Consider the following 20,813-nt stretch of genomic DNA (forward strand, 5'->3'; position numbering starts at 1 on the left):
GGGGACATGGGAGAGGGACCTAGCATGAAACTGGTCGGGATTGTTGCCGCGCTTTGCGTTGCCGCCGGAATAGCCTTGGCCGGCTGGTTTGTCGGCACCTCATTGGTGGAAAGCCGCCAGCCGCTGCGGGTGGTGACGGTCAAGGGCCTTAGCGAGCGCTCGGTCGAAGCCAATCTGGGCTTCTGGCCCATCCGCTTTGTCGCCACCGGCCCGACGCTCGAAGCGGCGCGCGCCAGCCTTGAAACCTCCGAAGCCGCCGTGCGCGGATTTCTCGATGAGCGCGGCTTTGCCCAGGATGAAATCCAGGTGCAGAACGTGCTCGTGGAAGATCGCGCCGCCGGCTACAGCGCCGGCTCGATGAACGACGAATACCGCTTTGTCCTCACCGAGGACATGCTGGTCACGACCGATCGGGTGCAGGATCTGGCCGAAGCCAGCCGCTCTGTGGCCGACCTGCTGCGCCAGGGCGTAGTATTCTCATCCGATGCCTATAGCGCCGGGGCGAGTTTTGTCTTTACCGGCATCAATGATCTCAAGAGCGAAATGCTGACCGAGGCCACCCAGCGCGCCAAGGAAACCGCCGAACAATTCGCCACCGAGTCCGGGGCGCAGGTGGGCGATATCCAGACCGCCAACCAGGGTGTCTTTGAAATCCTGCCGGCGGTCGAAATCCCCAATGACCGGCCCGAAAAGCAGATCGACAAGAAGGTTCGCGTCGTGACCACGATCACCTATTTCCTGGTTGACTGACGCCTGGATCATTTCACGTTTAGCTGAGCGCGCAGCTCTTTTGCCTCCCTCCCCCTTGTGGGGAGGGTTGCGACGCCAGGCCGATAGGCCAAAGCAGAGCCGGGGTGGGGGTGTCGGCCTGAGTGTGGAACGGCCTAACCGGTCTGGGCCCAGCTGTTTTCGCGCAGGAAGCTCTCCAGGGCGTCGCGCGCCATGGGGCGGGCAAAGGCATAGCCCTGCAGGATATCGCATCCAAGATCGCGCAGGATAATCGCATGATCCATGGATTCGACGCCCTCGGCGACGATTTCGATATCCATGGACTTGCCGATATCAACAATTGAAGCCACGAGCTGGCGCTGCGCCGGCTCTTCAAGGATGGGCATCACCAGCTGGCGGTCGATCTTGAGCCGGCGCGGATGCAGCTTTTGCAGCGAGACGATGGAGGCATAGCCGGTGCCGAAATCGTCGATTTCGACATCGATCCCCAGTTCCTTCACCTGGTCGATATTCCAGGCGACAATGCCGTCGCTCTCGTCGAGATAAATGCTTTCCACCAGCTCGAACGACAGGCGTCCCGGCGTCAATGGCAGGCTCTTGAGGCTTTCGATCAGCCCTTCGTCATGCAGGCGCCGCAGCGAGACATTGACCGAGGCGCGCGGCACATTGAGCCCCATCTGGTCCCAGCGCGCCAGGTCGGTCAGCGCCTGGTCGAGCACCAGGCGGTCGATCTGGGCGACCACATTGAGCTCCTCGGCCACGGCCATGAAGCTGTCGGGCATCTTCAGCCCGTCCTTGGGATGCTGCCAGCGGGCCAGGGCCTCGACCCCGACCAGCTCCAGCGTATGGGCATCGAACTGCGGCTGGTAATGGGCAAAGAACGCGTTGGTATCGAGTCCCTTGAGGATTTCGTCGGCCACGTGCTTGGTGTGGATGACTTCGGCCTGCAGGGCCTCGGTAAAAAACTCGTGCCGATTGCGCCCGCGAGCCTTGGCCCGATAAAGCGCGATGTCGGCATTGACCAGCAGTTGCTTGACGTCGATGTCGGAGGATCGCGACACCGCAACCCCGATGCTGACGCCAAAGCGGCATTCATGCCCCTCATGCACCGCCGGCCGGCCCATCTCGCGCACGATCCGGTCGGCAATCAGCGTCAGCCTTGTGTTGTTCGAGCCGGCGCTGGACAGGATGACGAATTCATCGCCGCCGATACGCGCGACAAAGTCGGTTTCCCGGCAATTGGCGCGCAACACCTTGCTGGCGTGGATCAGCATGGCATCGCCGGCCGCGTGGCCCAATGTGTCGTTGATCTGCTTGAAGCGGTCGAGATCGATATGCAGCAGCGCAATCGAGCCGCTGCCATGATAGCCATCGGCTGCGTGGCGCTTGAGCACCTCGTCCAGATACCGCCGATTGGGCAGACCGGTCAGGCTGTCGTGCAGGGCATTGTGCTCGATGCTGATGCGCGCCGCTTCCAGCTCATTATTGCGGGCTTCCGCCTGCCGTTTGGCCCGGCGCAGGTCCTCGTTGAGTTCGACGTCCCCGGTCACATCCCAGTTGACGCCAACCACCTTGTCCGACTGTCCGGGCTCGCTATAGAGCGAACCCACCGAGCGGACATAGCGCAGCTGGCCGTCGGGCAGCAGCACGCGATATTCGGTTTCGTAATAGCCCGAGGCGATCATGGTGCGGAACGTGGTCTCCGCCGCCTGGCGGTCCTCGGGGTGCACGGCATCGTACCAATGGTTGTGGTTGCGCGGCCCACCATCGGTGGGCAAGCCGTAAATCTCGTTATTGCGGTCGTCCCAGGTCTCAAGATTGGTCGCCATGTCCAGCTCCCACACGCCGACCTTGGAGGCGTCGAGGGCAAGGTTCAAACGGCGGCTGAGCCGCGCCAGTTCGACTTCGCGCTGTCCCAGCTCACGGATATGGTCGTGGCGCTCGCGCACCATGCGAACGGTGAGAAAGGCCGGAAAAAGGATCAGCGCCCCGGCTGCGAAAATCATGCCGCGCAGGGACCAGGTGGAGAAGGGATCGGCATTCCATCCGGTCTTGGGCACGGCCGCGATCTGCCAGCGGCCCGAAGGCAGCACCACATCGGCGACAACGGGTTGGGCCTGGCTCAGGTCCGGCCCGTAAAACCGCTGCCCGGTCCCGCCCGACCCATCATTGCCGGTTATCGAGATATCAAACGCCAGATTGGGGTCGAACAGGCCACTATCGGCATAGAGCTTGTCGACATCGACCACCGCCGACACCAGGCCCCAGAACCGGCGCTCTGCGCCCTGTCCGACATGGACGGGGAAACGGCCGATAAAGCCGCGGCCGCCCTGCACCAGATCGACCGGCCCGGCAATGGTGAGTTGCCCGCTTTCGAGCATGGCCTTGACCGCGGGCCATTGCGAGGGCATCTCGCGGTAGTTGAGGCCGATGGCGGCCTCATTGCCGGCCAGCGGATAGGTCATGGAGATGATGAGATCGGGCGCCGCAGCGATCGAGCGCAACTGGCTTTCCTCCTCAAACAGGTTGGCCGCCAGCGTGTCGAAGCGGGTCTGGTCCATGTCCGGTTCGGTCGAAATCACCGAGACCAGGCCCTTGATCAGCTGGATATTGCTCGAAACATGCCCTTCGAGCTTGGCGCGGATCACGGAAATCTGGTTGAGCGTATCGGCGCGCAGGCGGTTCTCGGCGATTTGCAGGTTCTGCCGGTCGAGCAGCACCGCTGCCACCAATAGAGCGACCAGTGCCAGGAGCACCGGCACCGCCATGATGCGCCGCCAGTCTCCGCTCTGTTTTGCTGCCCGTCCCTGGTTCATTCTCTCGCCTGAGCGCCCTGACACTTTCTGTGTCGGAGCGATACTAGGGGCCCAGGGTTGATGAGTGCCTTACCGTATTGGCAATGTCGGCTTTTGGTAAACGTTGTGACAATGAGGCTAGCCGCGGACCTGTTCGAGCTCGATCAGCGTGCCGGAAAAGTCCTTGGGGTGGAGGAAAACCACCGGGTTGCCATGCGCGCCTGTCCGCGGCTGTCCGTCGCCCAGCACCCTTGCGCCACCCGACACCAGCCGCGACACGGCCGCGGCAATGTCGGGCACCTCGAAACAGATGTGATGCATGCCGCCCGCCGGGTTCTTTTCGAGAAACCCTGCAATGGGCGAGCCTGCGCCCAGCGGCTCAAGCAATTCCACCTTGGTATTGCCCGTGTCGATAAACACCACCGTCACCCCATGCTCGGGCAGCGCCTGCGGCGCCCCCACCTGGGCGCCGAGTTGATCGCGATAGGTTGCCACCGCCACGGCCAGGTCCGGCACCGCAATGGCGATATGATTGAGGCGCCCGATCATGCGAGGCCCCCCCTCACCCGTCTCGCGCTGGCGCGCGATCCACCCTCTCCCCCAGGGGGAGAGGAATAAGAGGTGACCACCGGACTATTCGTCTCCCTGTCGGGGAGACGGTGGCGCGCAGCGCCGGATGAGGGGGCTTCCATCATCATCGATTGCTCAGCCTCCCCTCGATCTCATTGAGCACCGAGAACGCGGCATCCAGCACATTGGTCCCGGGTCCGAAAATCGCGGCGACGCCCGCGTCATAGAGGAAGTCATAATCCGGTTCGGGGATGACCCCGCCGACCACGACGGTCACTTCCCCCAGCCCCCGATCCTTGAGCGCCGCGATCAGCTCGGGCACCAGCGTTCTGTGTCCGGCCGCCAGCGAGGACACGCCCACCGCATCCACCTTGAGGTCATCGGCATGGGCCGCAACTTCCGGCGCGGTTTCAAAAAGGTCCCCCATATGGACGGAGAAACCGAGATCGGCAAAGGCCGAGGCAATGATCTTGGCGCCCCGGTCATGCCCATCCTGGCCCATCTTGGCGATAAAGATCGACGGCGCGCGCCCGCGTGCGGCCTTGAAGCCCTGCACCCGGTCGGCGACGGATTTGAGCTGCGGGTCTTCGCCATAGCCCCCCGCATAGACGCCCGAAATCACCTTGGTCACGGCGCGATGCCGGCCAAAGACATCTTCCAGCGCCGCCGAAATTTCACCCAGGGTGGCCCGGGCGCGCGCCGCTTCCACGGCCGCCGCCAGCAGATTGCCCTCATCCTTGGCCGCATATTCGCGCAGCCCCGCCAGCATGGATTGGCATCTGGCCTCGTCGCGGTTCGCACGAATGCGCTCAAGCTGGGCGATCTGCTCGGACCGTACCTTGGCATTGTCGATAGTGCGCAGCTCGATCTTTTCCTCGGTATCGACCCGGTAGCGGTTCACCCCGACGATCACATCCTCGCCCCGGTCCACCCGCGCCTGCCGCAAGGCTGCGGCCTCCTCGATGGCCAGCTTCGGCCCGCCCGATTGCACCGCAGCGGTCATCCCGCCCTGGGCTTCCGCCTCCGCAATCAGCGCCTTGGCGCCCTTCACCAGATCGGCCGTCAGCGCCTCGATGTAATAGGACCCGCCCAGCGGATCGACCACATCGGTGATCCGGCTTTCATGCTGGAGGATCAGCTGGGTATTGCGCGCGATCCGGCTCGAAAACTCGGTCGGCAGGGCGATAGCCTCATCGAACGAATTGGTATGCAGGCTCTGCGTGCCGCCCAGCGTCGCCGCCAGCGCCTCGATGGTGGTGCGCACGATATTATTGTGCGGGTCCTGCTCGGTCAGCGACACGCCCGAGGTCTGGCAATGGGTGCGCAGCATTTTGGAACGCGGGTCCTTGGCGCCCAGATCACTCATGATCTCGCTCCACAATTGCCGCGCAGCCCGCAGCTTGGCGACCTCAAGGAAGAAGTTCATGCCAATGCCGAAAAAGAAGCTCAGGCGCCCGGCAAACGCATCGATATCGAGCCCCTTGGCCTGGGCCGCGCGCACATATTCCATGCCATCGGCCAGCGTGAACGCCAGCTCCTGCACTGCCGTCGCTCCCGCCTCATGCATGTGGTAGCCGGAGATCGAAATCGAATTGAAGCGCGGCATGTGCTCGGCCGTGTGGGCGATGATATCGCCCACGATCCGCATCGATGGCTCGGGCGGATAGATATAGGTATTGCGGACCATGAACTCCTTGAGGATGTCGTTCTGGATGGTCCCTTCGAGCTGATCCTGCCGGACCCCCTGTTCCTCGGCCGCGACAATGAACATGGCCAGCACCGGGATGACCGCGCCATTCATGGTCATGGAGACGCTCATCTGGTCGAGCGGAATGCCGTCGAACAGCACCTTCATGTCCTCGACCGTGTCGATGGCAACGCCGGCCTTGCCCACATCGCCCACGACACGCGGATGGTCGCTGTCATAGCCGCGATGGGTGGCGAGGTCGAAAGCGACAGAAAGCCCCTTCTGCCCCTTTTCCAGCGCCTGCCGATAGAAGGCGTTGCTCTCCCGCGCCGTCGAAAACCCGGCATATTGCCGGATGGTCCAGGGCCGGTTGGTATACATGGTCGCCCGCACGCCGCGGGTGAACGGCTCCATGCCGGGCACTTCCGATCCCGCGCCGAAATAGACCGGCTTGACGCCAATCCCCCCATAGTCTCGGTCGAGCGAAGAGAGCGGCGTGTCGCGCAATTCCTTCTGGGCGAGAGCGGCCCATTTTTCGTGGTTGTCAGACATGGGCTGCTCCTTCTGCCGGCCTCGCGTTTTGCGCCTCCCGCCCCCTTGTGGGCTTCGACCCGTCCCGAAGGGCAATTCTCTCCAGTGGAGAGAATTGAGGCGAGAAGGCCATGAGAGCTTTGCTCGAATGGCGGGCGCAGCCGGACGCAAGGCGTCCTGGCGTAGCTGAGGTGGGGGTGTCGTTGTTTCGTCCAGGATTGGCCAGTTGGTGTTCGCCCAAGCCGCCGAGACCCCCGCCCTCAGTCCCTCCCCTCAAGGGGGAGGGAGGCGAAAGAGCCAAGGCTTCCCTGCGAGCCATCACACCGCCTCGAATTCGAGCATGACCTGATCCACCGCCAGCACCGCGCCGGGCACCACATGCACCTTGCTCACCCGCGCCCGCTTTTCGGCTTTCAGCACATTTTCCATCTTCATGGCTTCGACGATGGCCAGGGTCTGCCCGTCCTCGACCACGTCGCCCTCGCTGACATCGATTCGCACCACCTGTCCCGGCATCGGGCAGAGCAGGAACCGGCTCATGTCCGGCGGCACCTTGACCGGCATATGCTTGAGATAGTGCGCCACATGCGGCCTGAGGACGAGCACCTTCAGGTCCGCGCCGCGATAGCGGATGCGGAAGCCCGATGTCCTGGTCTCGACCTTGAGCACCACATGGCCGCCGCCCGACCAATCGAGCCGCGCCAGCGTTTCGCCCGGCTGCCAGTGCAAATGCGCCGCCTGGCTGCGCCAGCCCATGTCCACCAGGGTTTCAAGGCCGTGCTGATGCAGCGTCACGGTTTCGGCCTTATCACCCACCTGCACATGCCACTGGCTTTCCGCCTCGGCACCGAGCCGCCGCTGCTCGCGCCGGGCCATCAGCAGCGCTGCGGCGGCCACCACATCGGCATGATGCGTTTCGCTCAGCTCTGCCCCGGCAAAGCCTTCGGGGAATTCCTCGGCAATATAGCCGGTGGTCAACCGCCCCTCGCGGAAGCGGCTCTGCTCCATCACGGTCGAGAGGAACGGCAAATTATTGCCCACGCCCTCCACCTCGAACGTGTCGAGCGCCACCGCCATCGCATCAATCGCCGCAATGCGCGTCGGCGCCCAGGTGCAGAGCTTGGCGATCATCGGATCGTAGAACGTGGAAATCTCCCCGCCCTCGAACACGCCCGTATCATTGCGCACCACCAGCGTGTCACTGGCGCTTTCCGCCGGTGGCCGATAGCGCGTCAACCGTCCGGTCGAAGGCAGGAAATTGCGATACGGGTCCTCGGCATAGAGCCGGCTTTCGATAGCCCAACCGTTCCGCTTCACCTGATCCTGGCCCAGCGGCAGCTTTTCGCCGTTTGCCACCCGCAGCATCAGCTCGACCAGGTCCAGCCCGGTGATCAGCTCGGTCACCGGATGCTCGACCTGCAGCCGCGTGTTCATCTCGAGAAAGTAGAACTTGCGATCCTTGTCGACGATGAATTCCACCGTCCCGGCGCTCTGGTAGCCAACGGCCCTGGCCAGTGCCACCGACTGCTCGCCCATGGCCTTGCGCGTCGCCTCATCGAGGAACGGCGAGGGCGCCTCCTCGATCACCTTCTGGTTGCGCCGCTGGATCGAGCATTCGCGCTCGTTGAGATAGAGCGCATGGCCATGCGCGTCCGCGATCAGCTGGATTTCGATATGCCGCGGCTCGGTGACGAATTTTTCGATGAAGATCCGGTCATCGCCAAAGCTCGATGCCGCCTCGGACTTGCTCCGCTCAAAGCCCTCGCGTGCCTCGGCATCCGTCCATGCAATCCGCATGCCCTTGCCGCCGCCGCCGGCACTCGCCTTGATCATCACCGGATAGCCGATGGATTTGGCGATGGTCACCGCATGCTCGGCGTCCTCGATCAGCCCCATATGCCCCGGAACGGTCGACACACCCGCCTCGGCCGCGATCTTCTTGGACGTGATCTTGTCGCCCATCGCCTCAATGGCTTTTACCGGCGGCCCGACAAAGATGATCCCGGCCGCCTCCAGCGCCTCGGCAAATTTCGGGTTTTCCGAGAGGAAGCCATAGCCCGGATGCACCGCCTGAGCGCCCGTCGCCTTGCAGGCCGCAATGATCTTGTCGATCTGGAGATAGCTCTCCTTGGCCGGCGAAGCGCCAATATGCACCGCCTCATCGGCCATCCGCACATGCAGCGCTTCGCGGTCGGCGTCGGAATAAACCGCCACCGTGGCAATGCCCATTTTCTTGGCCGTCTTGATCACCCGGCAGGCAATCTCGCCCCGATTGGCAATGAGGAGTTTGGTGATTGTCATTGTGTCCCCCTCACAACGGAATATTGTCGTGCTTCTTCTTCGGCCCCTGCACGCTCTTGTGCTTGAGGCTCGAAAAAGCCCGGATCACCCGGCGCCGCGTTCCATGCGGCATGATCACGTCGTCGATAAACCCGCGCTCTGCCGCCACGAACGGATTGGCGAAGCGCGCTTCATAGTCCGCCGTGCGCTGGGCGATCTTGTCCTTGTCGCCCAGCTCCGAGCGATAGAGGATTTCCGTCGCCCCCTTGGCGCCCATCACCGCGATTTCGGCTGAGGGCCAGGCATAGTTCACATCCGCCTTGATGTGCTTGCTCGCCATCACGTCATAGGCCCCGCCATAGGCTTTGCGCGTGATCACCGTCACCAGCGGCACCGAGGCCTCCGAATAGGCGAACAGCAGCTTGGCGCCATGCTTGATGATGCCGCCATATTCCTGCGCCACGCCGGGCAGGAAGCCAGGCACGTCGACAAAGGTCAGGATCGGAATTTCGAAACTGTCGCAGAAGCGGATGAAGCGCGCGGCTTTCTTTGAGGCGTTGATATCGAGACACCCCGCCAGCACCAGCGGCTGGTTGGCGACGACGCCCACCGTATTGCCATCGAGCCGGATGAAGCCGCACAAAATATTGCCCGCGTGATTCTTCTGGATTTCGAGAAAATCCCCCTCGTCCGCGACGGTGGTGATCACCTCGCGCATGTCATAGGGCGTATTGGCGCTGGCCGGGATAATGGTGTCGAGCTTGTCGTCGCGCCGGTCCGCCGGGTCGTGGGTCGAAAGGCGCGGTGGCTTCTGCCCGGCGGCAAGCGGCAGATAGGCAAACAAGCGCCGCACTTCGAGCAGCGTTTCGATGTCATTGGCAAAGGCCGCGTCGGCCACCGACGAGATTTTCGTATGCGTCGAAGCCCCGCCCAGCTCTTCCTGGGTGACGCTCTCGTTGGTGACGGTTTTCACCACATCGGGCCCGGTCACGAACATATAGCTCGTGTCCTCGACCATGTAGATGAAGTCGGTCATGGCAGGGGAATAGACCGCGCCGCCGGCGCAGGGGCCCATGATCACTGAAATCTGCGGAATGGCGCCCGAGGCCTGCACATTGCGCCAGAACACATCGGCATAACCGCCCAGCGAAGCCACGCCCTCCTGGATACGCGCCCCGCCACTGTCATTGAGCCCGATCACCGGCGCGCCATTCTGCATGGCCAGGTCCATGATCTTGCAGATCTTTTTCGCGTGAGTTTCGCTCAGCGAGCCGCCAAAGACGGTAAAGTCCTGGGAAAACACATAGGTGAGCCGCCCCTCGATGGTCCCCCAGCCGGTCACCACGCCATCGCCGGGATAGATCTGCTTTTCCATGCCGAAATCCACCGCCCGGTGGGTAACGAACATGTCGTATTCTTCAAACGAGCCGGGATCGAGCAACACGTCGAGCCGTTCGCGCGCCGTCAGCTTGCCCTTGGAATGCTGGGTGTCGATGCGCCTTTGCCCGCCCCCCAGTCGCGCTTCGGCCCGCTTGCCTTCAAGGGCGGAAAGTATGTCCTGCATCGGCGGCCTCCCGGATGTCGCTGTGCCGACCTTAGCCCCTTGGCCACCACACCCCAAGACAGGAAAAGGCAATCCTGCTACAATCACACAAACGTACTCATGTGATTTTGTGGAGTTGTGAAGATTGGCCCCCAGAAAGGTCTTTGCCGGCGCCCGCTTGCGGGCCCTGCGGGCGCAGCACCGCTTGACCCAGGCCGAGCTGGCGGCGCGGCTCGACATCTCCGCGTCCTATGTCAACCAGATCGAATCCAACCAGCGACCGTTGACCGCCTCGGTCATGCTGGCGCTGGCCGATCGTTTCAATCTTGATCTGGCAAGCCTTGCCACCGATGCCAGCGACCGGCTGGTCGTCGACCTGCGCGAGGCCCTGGCCGATCCGGTCTTTGGCGAGGCGGTGCCCAACCTGCAGGAGTTGAAATCGGTCGCCGCCAATGCGCCCGACATGGCCCGCGCGGTGCTGGCGCTCTACGAGGCCTATCGCAAGACCAATGAAAAGCTGGCCGGCATGGATGCGGCCCTCTCGCGCGATCCCCAGAGCGGCGTGACCACGGCCTATGAAGAAGTGCGCGACTTCTTCCATTATGCCGACAATTACATCGACCCGCTCGACCGCGCCGCCGAAACCCTGGCAACCGAGCTGGGCGAATTCGGCCCCGACCGGCTGCGGCGGCTGATCGACTATTGCGCCGAGACCCACGCTGTTCGCGTCGTCCTCAGCCCGCCCGCCAGCGGCGACCGTCTGGTCGAGTTCGACCGTCCCAATCGCAGCCTCTGGGTCAATGCCCATCTTGATCCGTCGAGCCAGTTCTTCCAGATCGGCACGGTGCTTTGCGGGCTCGAGCAATCGACCTTGCTTGAAACCTTGCTCGATGGCGCGAGCTTTAATTCACCCGAAGCGCGCGCCATTGCCCGCATGGGCCTGGCCAATTATTTCGCCGGGGCGCTGCACATGCCCTATGCCGCTTTTCTCAAGGCCGCCGACGCCTATCGCTTCGATATCGAAGAACTGGCCCGCGTCTTCGGCGCCAGCCTCGAACAGGTCGCGCACCGGCTGTCCACCATGCAGCGCCCACGCGAAAAGGGCGTGCCGTTTTTCTTTGCCCGGGTCGATGCGGCCGGCACGATCACCAAGCGCCATTCGGCCACCGCGCTGCAATTTGCCCGCTTCGGCGGCGCCTGTCCCTTGTGGAACGTGCATCGGGCCTTCGAGGCCCATGGCCAGATCATCCGGCAATTGGCCGAAACGCCCGACGGCAAGCAATATCTCTGCCTCGCCTGGTCCGGCGAAAAGCGCATGGGCGGCTATCGCGGCACCACGCGGCGTTATGCCTATGCGCTGGGCTGCGAAATCAGCCATGCCGGGCGCTTGGTCTATGCCGACGATCTCGACATAGCGGGCGCACCCTTCGAGCCCATCGGCATCTCCTGCCGCATCTGCGAACGCCGCAACTGCCCCCAACGCGCCGTTCCGCCGCTGGCGGTCGGCATTTCCGTGCCGGCGGATCGGCGGAGCGTGGTGCCCTACGAGATCGGGTGAAGCGGATAGTCCAGTCACCCCACCCTCAATCCCTCCCCATCGAGGGGAGGGAGGCGCAGGGCCGAGACGCCAGTGTTCATCCCTCCCTCCCCTAGATGGGGAGGGTAGCGAAGCCGGACGCAGCGCGTCCTGGCGCAGCTAGGGTGGGGTGATCCCTCACGCCGGATCAAACTCCGGTTCATGCCCACCCACCGGCTTCATCCCCGCTGCAAACCGCTTGGCATTGTTCACATAGCGATCCGCCGACGCCGCCAGCCCCGCCACGCCCTCGGCGTCGATCTCGCGCACCACCTTGGCTGGGGCGCCCATCACCAGGCTATTGTCCGGGATCACCTTGCCCTCGGTCACCAGCGCATTGGCGCCGATCAGGCAGTTCTTCCCGATCACCGCCCCGTTGAGCACCGTCGCGCCCATGCCGATCAGCGTATTATCGCCGATGGTGCAGCCATGCACGATTGCCGAATGCCCCACCGTCACATTGGCCCCGATGTTGAGCGGAAATCCCCTGTCGGTGTGCAGCACGCAGTTTTCCTGCACATTGGTCCGCGCGCCGATGGAAATGGTTTCGATATCGCCCCGCGCCACCACGCCGAACCAGATGCCCACTTCGGGCCCCACCACCACATCGCCCACCAGCACCGCCGTCGGCGCGATCCAGCCAACGTTCTCATCGATCCGGGGCGCAACGCCATCGAGAGTATAAACGGGCATTCTGTCCTCCTGACCGTTACGGCTTTATTCCATAGGCATCGCGCATCTGGGCGATTTCCGAAAGGGTCCTTTCGAACAGCCCCCAGTCATCATTCTCGGCAATTGGCGCCCAGATGGCCTCCATATCCTCGATCAGCATGGTGCGCGGTCGCTCCCGTGAAAAATAGGCATGATCGAGATTGACGTCCTCGCTTGGCCCATACCCTTCCATCAGGTCCGCCACGGGCCGGAACACTTCGCTGGCATAATGGTCCGCCGCCGGGCTTTTTGCCGCGCGCCCGCTGCTCATGCCGCCGCCGCGCCAGTCAAAAAAGAACTGCTCATAGGGCGCCTTGCTGGCCCCGAGAAATCCGAACAGCGCCGTGACAAAGGCGCCATCGCGCTCCACGTCGCCCGGCTTCAGGCCCAGCCGCCGCAGGATTTGCCGCGGCAGCTCTTCCCGAAACACCGGCCAGACCGTGTTCAGCGCCGGCTCCAGCGTGTCGATGGAAGACAGGGGCAGCAGGCACTCGGCCAGCCGCGTCAGGTTCCAGGCCAACGTATCGGGCTGGCGGCCAAAGGCATAAAGCCCGGTTTCGTCAAAATAGGCGGCGGTGAAATCGGGGTCATACACCGGCACGAACCGCCATGGACCATAGTCGAAGCTCTCCCCGGTGATGTTGATATTGTCGGTGTTGAGCACGCCATGCACGAAGCCTGCGGCAATCCATTGCGCCCCCAGCCGTGCCACGGTCTTCACCACGGCTTCCAGGAGGGCCGCCGCCCTGTCCTCGGCCGCCGCCAGTTCGGGGTAGTAGTGGGCAATGCTGTAATCCACGAGCCTGGCCAGGTTCGCCTCGTCTTCGAGATAGGCCAGGCGCTGGAACGTGCCGATGCGGATGTGGCTGTGGCTCAGCCGCGTCAGCACCGCCGAGCGGGTGGGCGAGGGCTCATCGCCGCGATAAAGCTGCTCCCCGGTTTCAACCAGTGAAAAGCTCTTGGAGGTGTAGACGCCGAGCGCTTCGAGCATTTCGGTCGCCAGCACCTCGCGCACCCCGCCCTTGAGCGTCAGCCGCCCGTCGCCGCCGCGCGACCAGGGCGTTTTCCCCGATCCCTTGGTGCCGAAATCGAGCAGGCGCCCGTCCACCGGATCTCTGCACTGGCCGAACAAAAACCCGCGCCCGTCGCCCAGTTGCGGATTGTACGAACGAAACTGATGGCCGTGATAGCGCAGCGCCAGCGGTTGGCTGAACGAGCCGGGCAGGGGGACGAACCGTCCGAAATGGTCGAGCCATTCGGCCTCGCTCAATCCGCCCAGCCCCAGCCGTTCGGCCCAGCGCTGGTCGCGGTGGCGCAACACGATTGTGGGAAAATCAGCGGGCGCGACGCGGTCGAAAAAATCATCGCCCAGCGTCTCGTGGGTCTTGGCGGGTTGGAACTGGCTCATCACGGCGCAACGCTAACAGAAGCATTTTCGTTCGTCGCTGGTGCAAACCCGCTCTGCGCTGCCTTGTCTGGCGATGGCGGCCAAATGGGCATATAGAGAGGCAGATGAGCTCCCAATCCGCAAGTGCTGCCGCCATTCGTCTGGCGCCTTTTGAAGCCGCCATCTTCGATATGGATGGCACCCTACTCGACACCGAATCGGTGTTCCGCGACATCGTCTTCGATGTCTGCACCGAGCTGGGCTTTGAAATGACCCATGACGTGCATCGCTCCATGGTCGGCTCCAGCCATGAGCGCACCAGCCAATTGCTGATCGAAGCCTATGGCGTGGCGTTTCCCTATAGCCTGTTCGATGAGCGCTGCCGGGTCATCATGCGCGAGCGCAGCCATGCCGGCGTGCCGGTCAAATCGGGCGCGCGCGAATTCATCACCGAATTGCGGGCCCGCGGCATCCCGACTGGCGTGGCCACCTCTTCGCGCAATCCCCATGCCGAGCATCATCTGGGCGCAGCGGGCCTGCTGGAGCTGTTCGATACCGTGGTCACCCGAGATGACGTGGTCAATCCCAAGCCCCATCCCGAGCCCTATCTGACCGCTGCCAGGCGCCTGGGTGTCGACCCGGTCCTGTGCCTGGCGCTTGAGGATAGCCACACTGGCGTGCGTGCCGCCCATGCCGCCGGCATGCAGACCATCATGGTCCCCGATCTGGTCGGTCCCAGTGACGATATTCACGCCCTGGGCGTGTTCATCATGGATAGCCTGGCCCATGTCCAGGCCGCCGCCTTCGATCACGATTAACCATTCCGGCAAGTCGTTAAAGCTTTATCCAATGGGGTAAGGCGCGGTTCAGCACATCCAAACCAAGGAAATTTCTAGGGTTTTCCTGGGTCTTCGGGTCCGTTAACTCTGCTTTAAGTCGCTAATTGCTATGGTTAACCAGCGGTAAATTTCGACTTCCATCCCGGCGCCGCCTTGGCTAGTGTGCCATCCGGGAAGTGCGGAGACATCCTTCAACAAGGAGTCTCTGGTTCAGAAGGCCCACCGGAAGCACCGGATGGGCCCAGGGGTAAGGACCAGGCGTTGAAAACTGGCTGGCAGCAGATCATAGCGCGCGCCATTTCGCCCGTGTTGGCGTTGGCTGCTGCGGCACTCGTGCTGTTTGTGACGCTGACGCCGGTTCACGCCGAAACCAATCTGATCCTGCCCGTGCCTGTACCCGCCGAACTCAATGCCCTGCGCCTGCAGCCGGCTCTCGGGCCAATGGCCGCGCCGCCCGTTCCGGGCCAGCAGGTGCTGACCCCCGCGCTCCTTGCCAATTACGTCAAGCGCCAGCAGCAATTGCGCTCGGTTGAGGTCACCCCGGCAGGCCCCCAGCCCGAGCTCACCAGCGACCTGTTGATGGGCTATATCGGTCGGGGCAGCATCGGCACCAACAATACTGCGCTCTCGGCCATTGCCAGCTTCACCCAGCCAGCCCCGCGCCTTGAACCGTCCGTCACCAGCGATCTTTTGTCCGCTTATGTCGAAAGCGGCTACCAGCCGACCGCCCGGCGCGTCGAAGTCGCCAATGGCGAACGCGAGTGCCTGGCCCAGGCCATTTACCACGAGGCGCGCGGCGAAAGCGCCATGGGCCAGATGGCCGTGGCCAATATCATCGTCAACCGCGCCCGCTCCTCCAGGTTCCCCGGTTCACTCTGCGGCGTGATCTATCAGAATGCCGACAAGGGCAAATATCGCTGCCAGTTCACCTTCGCCTGCGATGGTCGCGACGACACCCCGGGTGAACGCCGCGCCTGGGCCGCCTCGCAGAACCTGGCCAAGCGGGTCTATGCCGAGTATGCGCAGGGCGAGGAAATCGGCGTGCTCCCCGGCTCCGCGCTCTACTACCACACCACGTCCGTGCGCCCGTCCTGGTCCAACACCTTCAGCCGCGTCGCCACCGTCGACAGCCACATCTTCTATTCCCCTAACTGAGAGCCGTCCCGTAGGGAAATCGGTCCGGTGGACCGATTTTAGGCGAGCAGGCCATGAGAGCTACGCTCGAATGGCAGGCCGTCCCGGAGGGAAATCGGTCCGGTGGACCGATTTTCGGCGAGCAGGCCATGAGAGCTACGCTCGAATGGCAGGCCGTCCCGGAGGGAAATCGGTCCGGTGGACCGATTTTAGGCGAGCAGGCCATGAGAGCTACGCTCGAATGGCAGGCCGTCCCGTAGGGAAATCGGTCCGGTGGACCGATTTTCGGCGAGCAGGCCATGAGAGCTCCGCTCGAATGGCAGGCCGTCCCGGAGGGAAATCGGTCCGGTGGACCGCTTTTAGGCGAGCAGGCCATGAGAGCGACGCTCGAATGGCAGGCCGTCCCGGAGGGAAATCGGTCCGGTGGACCGATTTTAGGCGAGCAGGCCATGAGAGCTATGCTCGAATAGTGAAGCGCCGAACTGGTCGGTATGAAAAAGGGCGCCACGGGCGCCCTTGGTTTTTCTTGCAGTCTCCCCGCCCAAGCAGGCTGGGATCATCGCGGTAGCCGCCATCTTCGCCTCCCTCCCCTTGAGGGGGAGGGAACGAGGGTGGGGTGGCGTGCCACCCACAGAACCCCCATTGTCTCGGCGGCCAGCCTACTCCGCCGCCATCTGCAATTTCGGGCCGGCGTCCGCATTGGCCTCAGGGCCGAACTTCTCGAAGTTCTTGCGGAACAACGCCACAAGCTTTGTCGCCTGGACGTCATAGGCGTCGCCATCGGCCCAGCATTGGCGCGGATCAAGCAACCGTTCATCGACGCCCGGCACGCTCATCGGCACCTCAAAGCCGAACAGCGGATCAAAGCGCATGTCGACGCCGTCGAGTTCGCCATCCAGCGCCGCGCTCAAGAGGCGCCGGGTCGAGGCAATATCGATGCGCTTGCCGGTGCCATAGGCGCCACCGATCCAGCCGGTATTGAGCAGCCAGGCCTGAGCGCCGCTCTGTTCAAGCCGTTGGGCCAGCATCGCTCCATAAACGGTCGGGTGCAGCGGCATGAACGGCGCGCCGAAACAGGCCGAGAATGTCGCCTGCGGCTCGGTCACGCCGCGTTCGGTCCCGGCAACCTTGGCCGTATAGCCCGAAAGGAAGTGATAGACCGCCTGGTCCGGCGACAGCCGCGCCAGCGGCGGCAAGACGCCAAAGGCATCGGCGGTCAGGAACACCACGGTTTTTGGCGTGCCGCCAACGCTGCCCTTGGCAATCGAGGGCAGGACATGGATGGGATAGGCGGCGCGCGTGTTTTCGGTCAGCGACACATCCTCGAACATCGGCACATTGCCGGCGTCGAGCACAACGTTTTCCAGCACCGTGCCGAAGCGCCTTGTGGCCGCATGGATTTCCGGCTCCGCCTTGGCGCTCAGGTTGACCGTCTTGGCGTAACATCCGCCCTCGAGGTTGAAGACCCCCTTGGCGCTCCAGCCATGTTCATCGTCGCCAATCAGCGGGCGGTTGGGGTCATTGCTCAGCGTGGTCTTGCCGGTGCCCGAAAGCCCGAAAAACAGCGCCGCCTCGCCCTCGGGGCCCAGATTGGCCGAGCAGTGCATCGGCAACACGTCCTGGTCGGGCGCGTGGAAATTGAACAGCGAGAACACTGACTTCTTGATTTCCCCGGCGTAGCGCGTGCCCGCGATCACCACCAGGTTGCGGCTCATGTCGAGCGCAATAACCGTCTCGCTGCGGCAGCCATGGCGGGCCGGATCGGCCTGGAACAACGGCGCATGCACAATGGTCACCGGCATGGCCCGGTCGGAAATCGCAATGCCATCGTCGCGGCGGATCAACAGGTTGCGAATGAACAGGGCGTGCCAGGCGCTCGGCGTCAGCACCGTCACGTCATATTGGTTGTCCGGGTCCGCGCCAGCCAGCAGGTCCTGGCGGAACAGCGCCTGTCCGGCCAGATGCCGCTCGATGTCGTTAAGGAGCACATCGAACTGTGCCGGTGCCATCGCCCCGGAATTGTCCCACCAGACCCGATCGGCGGTCAGGCCATCGCGCACGATGAACTTGTCCTTGGGCGAGCGGCCGGTAAAGGCACCGGTTTCCACCGAGAGGGCCCCGTGGGCCGTCAGCGTCGCGCCACCCTGACCAATTGCCGCAGCAACCAGTGCGGGCGCAATGGCGTTGTCGCTGAGCGAGACGGCTGCACCCGCAATTTTTGCCCTGAGGCCCTGGTGATCGAACGCCGGCATGTTTCAACTCTCCACACTTGCCGCCTTTGCAAAGAGCGGCCTTATGGCGTTCAAAATACGGGCGCGGGGCTGGCATCAGCCATCCCGAAATCGGTCGTACGACGGAAGTCTCATCGGCATGAAATACGCGCCGACACTGGCGTAACCGAGGCGCACGCCTTATTTAGTACGTAATTGTCGCCTGCAAAGTCCTCAACAGCGTGTCGAAATCTTCGCCGCGCCAGAACAGAGCTAGCGTCACGAGAAGAAAGGCAGCCCATGCCAAAGATCGCCCTGGTGGATGACGACCGCAATATTCTCACCTCCGTTTCCCTCACCCTGGAAGCGGAAGGATATCAGGTTGCCACCTATACCGATGGCGCTTCCGGTCTTGAAGGATTGACCACCGACAAGTGTGACCTGGCCATTCTCGACATCAAGATGCCGCGCATGGATGGTATGGAATTGCTCCGCCGCCTGCGGCAGAAGTCGGATGTGCCGGTGATTTTCCTCACCTCCAAGGACGAGGAAATCGATGAACTGTTCGGCCTCAAGATGGGCGCCGACGATTTCATCACCAAGCCCTTCAGCCAGCGTCTGCTGGTTGAACGGGTCAAGGCCATCCTGCGCCGCTCGGCTCCGCGAGATCCCTCGGCCACCGGCGCTGGCGGCGGCGAGCCCACGCCCAGCAAGGCCCTGATCGAGCGTGGTGCCCTGGTGATGGACGAGGAGCGACACACCTGCACCTGGAAGGGCCAGCGCGTCACCCTTACGGTCACCGAGTTCCTGATCCTGCAGGCGCTGGCCTTGCGCCCCGGCGTCGTCAAATCGCGCAATGCCCTGATGGACGCCGCCTATGATGATCAGGTCTATGTCGACGATCGCACCATCGACAGCCACATCAAGCGCCTTCGCAAGAAGTTCAAGGTCACTGATGATGACTTCGAAATGATCGAGACGCTTTATGGCGTCGGCTACCGCTTCAAGGAGCAGTAAGGACCCAAGTGGCCACGCTCGACCCGCACGCTGCTGAAACGGGGCCCCGCAAGGGCTCCGCTTCTGACGAGGGCGCACAGCCTTCCGGCCGGCGGGGCTGGCGTCTGTTGCTGATGCCGGTGCTCAAGGTGATCGACGCCATCCGGCGCTTTGTCGATTTCACCATTTTCTCCAGCCTCACCCGCCGCATCGTCGTGCTCAACATGATCGGCCTTCTGGTGCTGGTGGTGGGCATTCTCTATCTCAACCAGTGGCGCGCCGGGCTGATCGAGGCGCGCGTGCAATCGCTGCGCGTGCAGGGCGAAATCATTTCCGCGGCCATCGCCGCCTCGGCCACGGTCGATAGTGACATCATCTCCATCGACCCCGACCGCCTGCTCGATGCGCAGGCCGGCAATATCTCGCCTCTTTCCTATTTCGACCCGACGCTGGAGTTTCCCATCAGCCCCGAGCGGGTGGCGCCGCTGCTGCGCAATCTCATTACCCCCACCCGCACCCGCGCCCGCATCTATGATGGGCAGGGGCTGCTCATTCTCGATAGCGAAAACATCTATGCCCGCGGCGAAGTGCTGCGAAAGACCATCGACACCTCCCAGATCAGCCATTTCTTCCTTTATGATTGGTGGAACGCGCTGATTTCCTGGTCGCCGGGCGGCAATTACCCGACCTATCAGGAATACCAGGCCGACGAAGGCACCCGTTACCCCGAGGTCGCCTCCGCCCTGCAGGGTGCCCCCGCCGATTTCGTGCGCGTTGATGCGCAGAACCAGCTCGTCGTCTCGGTCGCTGTTCCGGTGCAGCGCCTGCGCGCCATTGTCGGAGCCATCCTGCTCTCCACCGAGCCGGGTGACATCGATTCGGTGGTGGCGCAGGAGCGCTGGTCCATCCTGCGCATCGCCATGATCGCGGCCGGCGTACAGATCGTGCTCTCGCTGCTCTTGGCAGGCACCATTGCCGGTCCGATGCGCCGCCTTTCCGCCGCCGCCGAGCGCGTCCAGACGGCCGGCGATGCCCGCGCCGAAATCCCCGATCTCACCGACCGCCCGGACGAAATCGGCCATCTCTCCGACGCGCTGCGCCGCATGACCGACGCGCTTTATAACCGTATCGAGGCCATCGAGCGCTTTGCCGCCGATGTTGCCCATGAGCTCAAGAACCCGCTGACCTCATTGCGCTCGGCTGTCGAAACCCTGCCGCTCGCCAAAAAGCCCGAGGATCGGCAGCGCCTCAACGACATCATCCAGCACGACGTCAAACGCCTCGACCGCCTGATCACCGATATTTCCAGCGCCAGCCGGCTCGATGCCGAACTGGCCCGCGAAAGTGCCGAGCGTGTCGATGTCGAAAAGCTTGCCGAGGCCATGGTCGCCATCCAGAAGGACATTGCCGCCGGCAGTGGGGTCAATGTCACCATGGGCAAGCGCGCCGGCCGCGGCTCCACTCTGGTCAATGGCCACGAAAGCCGGCTTGCCCAGGTCTTTGCCAATCTGGTCGATAATGCCGTCTCGTTTTCCCCTAAGGGCGGCACCGTGACCGTCGCGGTGTCCACCGAAGGCGAGTCCATCACCGTTACCGTCAGTGATGAGGGGCCCGGAATCACCGGCGACGTCAGCCGCATCTTCCAGCGCTTCTATACCGACCGCCCCGATACCGAGAGCTTTGGCAATCATTCGGGCCTGGGCCTGTCGATCTCAAAGCAGATCGTGGATGCCCATAAGGGCCGGATCCGCGCCCAGAACCGGACTGATCGCAGCGGCGCCATTTTTACAATTGTGCTGCCGCGGGCACGCAAATAGACTCGTCT

At 63.2% G+C, this 20,813-nt stretch carries 14 protein-coding genes; 6 read left to right on the forward strand and 8 right to left on the reverse strand.

The genetic code is table 11. The annotated features are described in order from the left end of the window. The first annotated feature begins 24 nt into the window (after positions 1 to 24). On the forward strand, positions 25 to 750 hold the full coding sequence (locus tag NIM87_RS07420; protein WP_254673993.1) for an SIMPL domain-containing protein: 726 nt from the start codon (positions 25 to 27) through the stop codon (positions 748 to 750). A 134-nt stretch (positions 751 to 884) separates the two neighbouring features. Here NIM87_RS07420 and NIM87_RS07425 read toward each other — a convergent pair whose 3' ends face one another. The 5 genes from NIM87_RS07425 to NIM87_RS07445 form a co-directional block, all read right to left on the reverse strand. Next, positions 885 to 3,545, reverse strand: coding sequence for a bifunctional diguanylate cyclase/phosphodiesterase (locus tag NIM87_RS07425; RefSeq protein ID WP_254673994.1), 2,661 nt, complete (start codon positions 3,543 to 3,545; stop codon positions 885 to 887). 117 nt (positions 3,546 to 3,662) lie between these two features. Next, a complete protein-coding gene (gene mce, locus NIM87_RS07430) occupies positions 3,663 to 4,073 on the reverse strand; it encodes a methylmalonyl-CoA epimerase (RefSeq protein ID WP_254673995.1) in 411 nt (136 codons plus the stop codon). Between the two features lie 145 nt (positions 4,074 to 4,218). Further along, entirely contained in the window at positions 4,219 to 6,333 is a 2,115-nt protein-coding gene (gene scpA, locus NIM87_RS07435; protein ID WP_254673996.1) for a methylmalonyl-CoA mutase, read from the reverse strand. Between the two features lie 297 nt (positions 6,334 to 6,630). Next, a complete protein-coding gene (locus NIM87_RS07440; protein ID WP_254673997.1) occupies positions 6,631 to 8,613 on the reverse strand; it encodes an acetyl-CoA carboxylase biotin carboxylase subunit in 1,983 nt (660 codons plus the stop codon). A gap of 10 nt (positions 8,614 to 8,623) precedes the next feature. Further along, complete coding sequence (locus tag NIM87_RS07445; protein WP_254673998.1) at positions 8,624 to 10,156, reverse strand: acyl-CoA carboxylase subunit beta; 1,533 nt, start codon at positions 10,154 to 10,156, stop codon at positions 8,624 to 8,626. A gap of 124 nt (positions 10,157 to 10,280) precedes the next feature. On the opposite strand from NIM87_RS07445, the gene NIM87_RS07450 reads away from it, so the two are divergent. Continuing rightward, positions 10,281 to 11,693 carry a helix-turn-helix domain-containing protein gene (locus tag NIM87_RS07450; RefSeq protein WP_254673999.1) on the forward strand — a complete coding sequence of 471 codons (1,413 nt, stop codon included), beginning with the start codon at positions 10,281 to 10,283 and terminating at the stop codon, positions 11,691 to 11,693. Positions 11,694 to 11,849: 156 nt separating this feature from the next. On the opposite strand, the gene NIM87_RS07455 is transcribed toward NIM87_RS07450, so the two are convergent. Together NIM87_RS07455 and NIM87_RS07460 are read right to left on the reverse strand one after the other, a co-directional pair. Next, positions 11,850 to 12,404 carry a gamma carbonic anhydrase family protein gene (locus NIM87_RS07455; protein WP_254674000.1) on the reverse strand — a complete coding sequence of 185 codons (555 nt, stop codon included), beginning with the start codon at positions 12,402 to 12,404 and terminating at the stop codon, positions 11,850 to 11,852. Between the two features lie 16 nt (positions 12,405 to 12,420). After that, complete coding sequence (locus tag NIM87_RS07460) at positions 12,421 to 13,830, reverse strand: protein adenylyltransferase SelO (RefSeq protein WP_254674001.1); 1,410 nt, start codon at positions 13,828 to 13,830, stop codon at positions 12,421 to 12,423. Positions 13,831 to 13,934: 104 nt separating this feature from the next. Here NIM87_RS07460 and NIM87_RS07465 point away from each other — a divergent pair, with 104 nt between their 5' ends. Both NIM87_RS07465 and NIM87_RS07470 read left to right on the forward strand, forming a co-directional pair. After that, positions 13,935 to 14,627, forward strand: a complete 693-nt coding sequence (locus tag NIM87_RS07465) for an HAD family hydrolase (RefSeq protein WP_254674002.1) — start codon at positions 13,935 to 13,937, stop codon at positions 14,625 to 14,627. Between the two features lie 282 nt (positions 14,628 to 14,909). Next, entirely contained in the window at positions 14,910 to 15,803 is an 894-nt protein-coding gene (locus NIM87_RS07470; RefSeq protein WP_254674003.1) for a cell wall hydrolase, read from the forward strand. Positions 15,804 to 16,441: 638 nt separating this feature from the next. Here the strand turns inward: NIM87_RS07470 and pckA are convergent. Further along, positions 16,442 to 18,034: a phosphoenolpyruvate carboxykinase (ATP) gene (pckA, locus tag NIM87_RS07475; protein ID WP_254674004.1), complete on the reverse strand. Its 1,593-nt coding sequence runs from the start codon at positions 18,032 to 18,034 to the stop codon at positions 16,442 to 16,444. A gap of 258 nt (positions 18,035 to 18,292) precedes the next feature. Here pckA and NIM87_RS07480 point away from each other — a divergent pair, with 258 nt between their 5' ends. Together NIM87_RS07480 and NIM87_RS07485 are read left to right on the forward strand one after the other, a co-directional pair. Continuing rightward, the gene (locus NIM87_RS07480; protein ID WP_254674005.1) at positions 18,293 to 19,009 is read left to right on the forward strand and encodes a response regulator transcription factor; all 717 of its coding nucleotides are present in this window, start codon (positions 18,293 to 18,295) and stop codon (positions 19,007 to 19,009) included. A gap of 113 nt (positions 19,010 to 19,122) precedes the next feature. Continuing rightward, entirely contained in the window at positions 19,123 to 20,805 is a 1,683-nt protein-coding gene (locus NIM87_RS07485; protein ID WP_462804859.1) for a stimulus-sensing domain-containing protein, read from the forward strand. The last annotated feature ends 8 nt before the right edge of the window (positions 20,806 to 20,813 follow it).

This window comes from Devosia ureilytica, assembly GCF_024273195.1.
In the GTDB taxonomy this organism is placed as follows: domain Bacteria; phylum Pseudomonadota; class Alphaproteobacteria; order Rhizobiales; family Devosiaceae; genus Devosia; species Devosia ureilytica.

Coding starts and splice junctions, on each gene's coding strand:
- NIM87_RS07420 (WP_254673993.1), top strand. CDS start 25: ATGAAACTGGTCGGGATTGTTGCCGCGCTTTGCGTTGCCGCCGGAATA.
- NIM87_RS07425 (WP_254673994.1), bottom strand. CDS start 3,545: ATGAACCAGGGACGGGCAGCAAAACAGAGCGGAGACTGGCGGCGCATC.
- mce (WP_254673995.1), bottom strand. CDS start 4,073: ATGATCGGGCGCCTCAATCATATCGCCATTGCGGTGCCGGACCTGGCC.
- scpA (WP_254673996.1), bottom strand. CDS start 6,333: ATGTCTGACAACCACGAAAAATGGGCCGCTCTCGCCCAGAAGGAATTG.
- NIM87_RS07440 (WP_254673997.1), bottom strand. CDS start 8,613: ATGACAATCACCAAACTCCTCATTGCCAATCGGGGCGAGATTGCCTGC.
- NIM87_RS07445 (WP_254673998.1), bottom strand. CDS start 10,156: ATGCAGGACATACTTTCCGCCCTTGAAGGCAAGCGGGCCGAAGCGCGA.
- NIM87_RS07455 (WP_254674000.1), bottom strand. CDS start 12,404: ATGCCCGTTTATACTCTCGATGGCGTTGCGCCCCGGATCGATGAGAAC.
- NIM87_RS07460 (WP_254674001.1), bottom strand. CDS start 13,830: ATGAGCCAGTTCCAACCCGCCAAGACCCACGAGACGCTGGGCGATGAT.
- NIM87_RS07465 (WP_254674002.1), top strand. CDS start 13,935: ATGAGCTCCCAATCCGCAAGTGCTGCCGCCATTCGTCTGGCGCCTTTT.
- pckA (WP_254674004.1), bottom strand. CDS start 18,034: ATGCCGGCGTTCGATCACCAGGGCCTCAGGGCAAAAATTGCGGGTGCA.
- NIM87_RS07480 (WP_254674005.1), top strand. CDS start 18,293: ATGCCAAAGATCGCCCTGGTGGATGACGACCGCAATATTCTCACCTCC.
- NIM87_RS07485 (WP_462804859.1), top strand. CDS start 19,123: ATGCCGGTGCTCAAGGTGATCGACGCCATCCGGCGCTTTGTCGATTTC.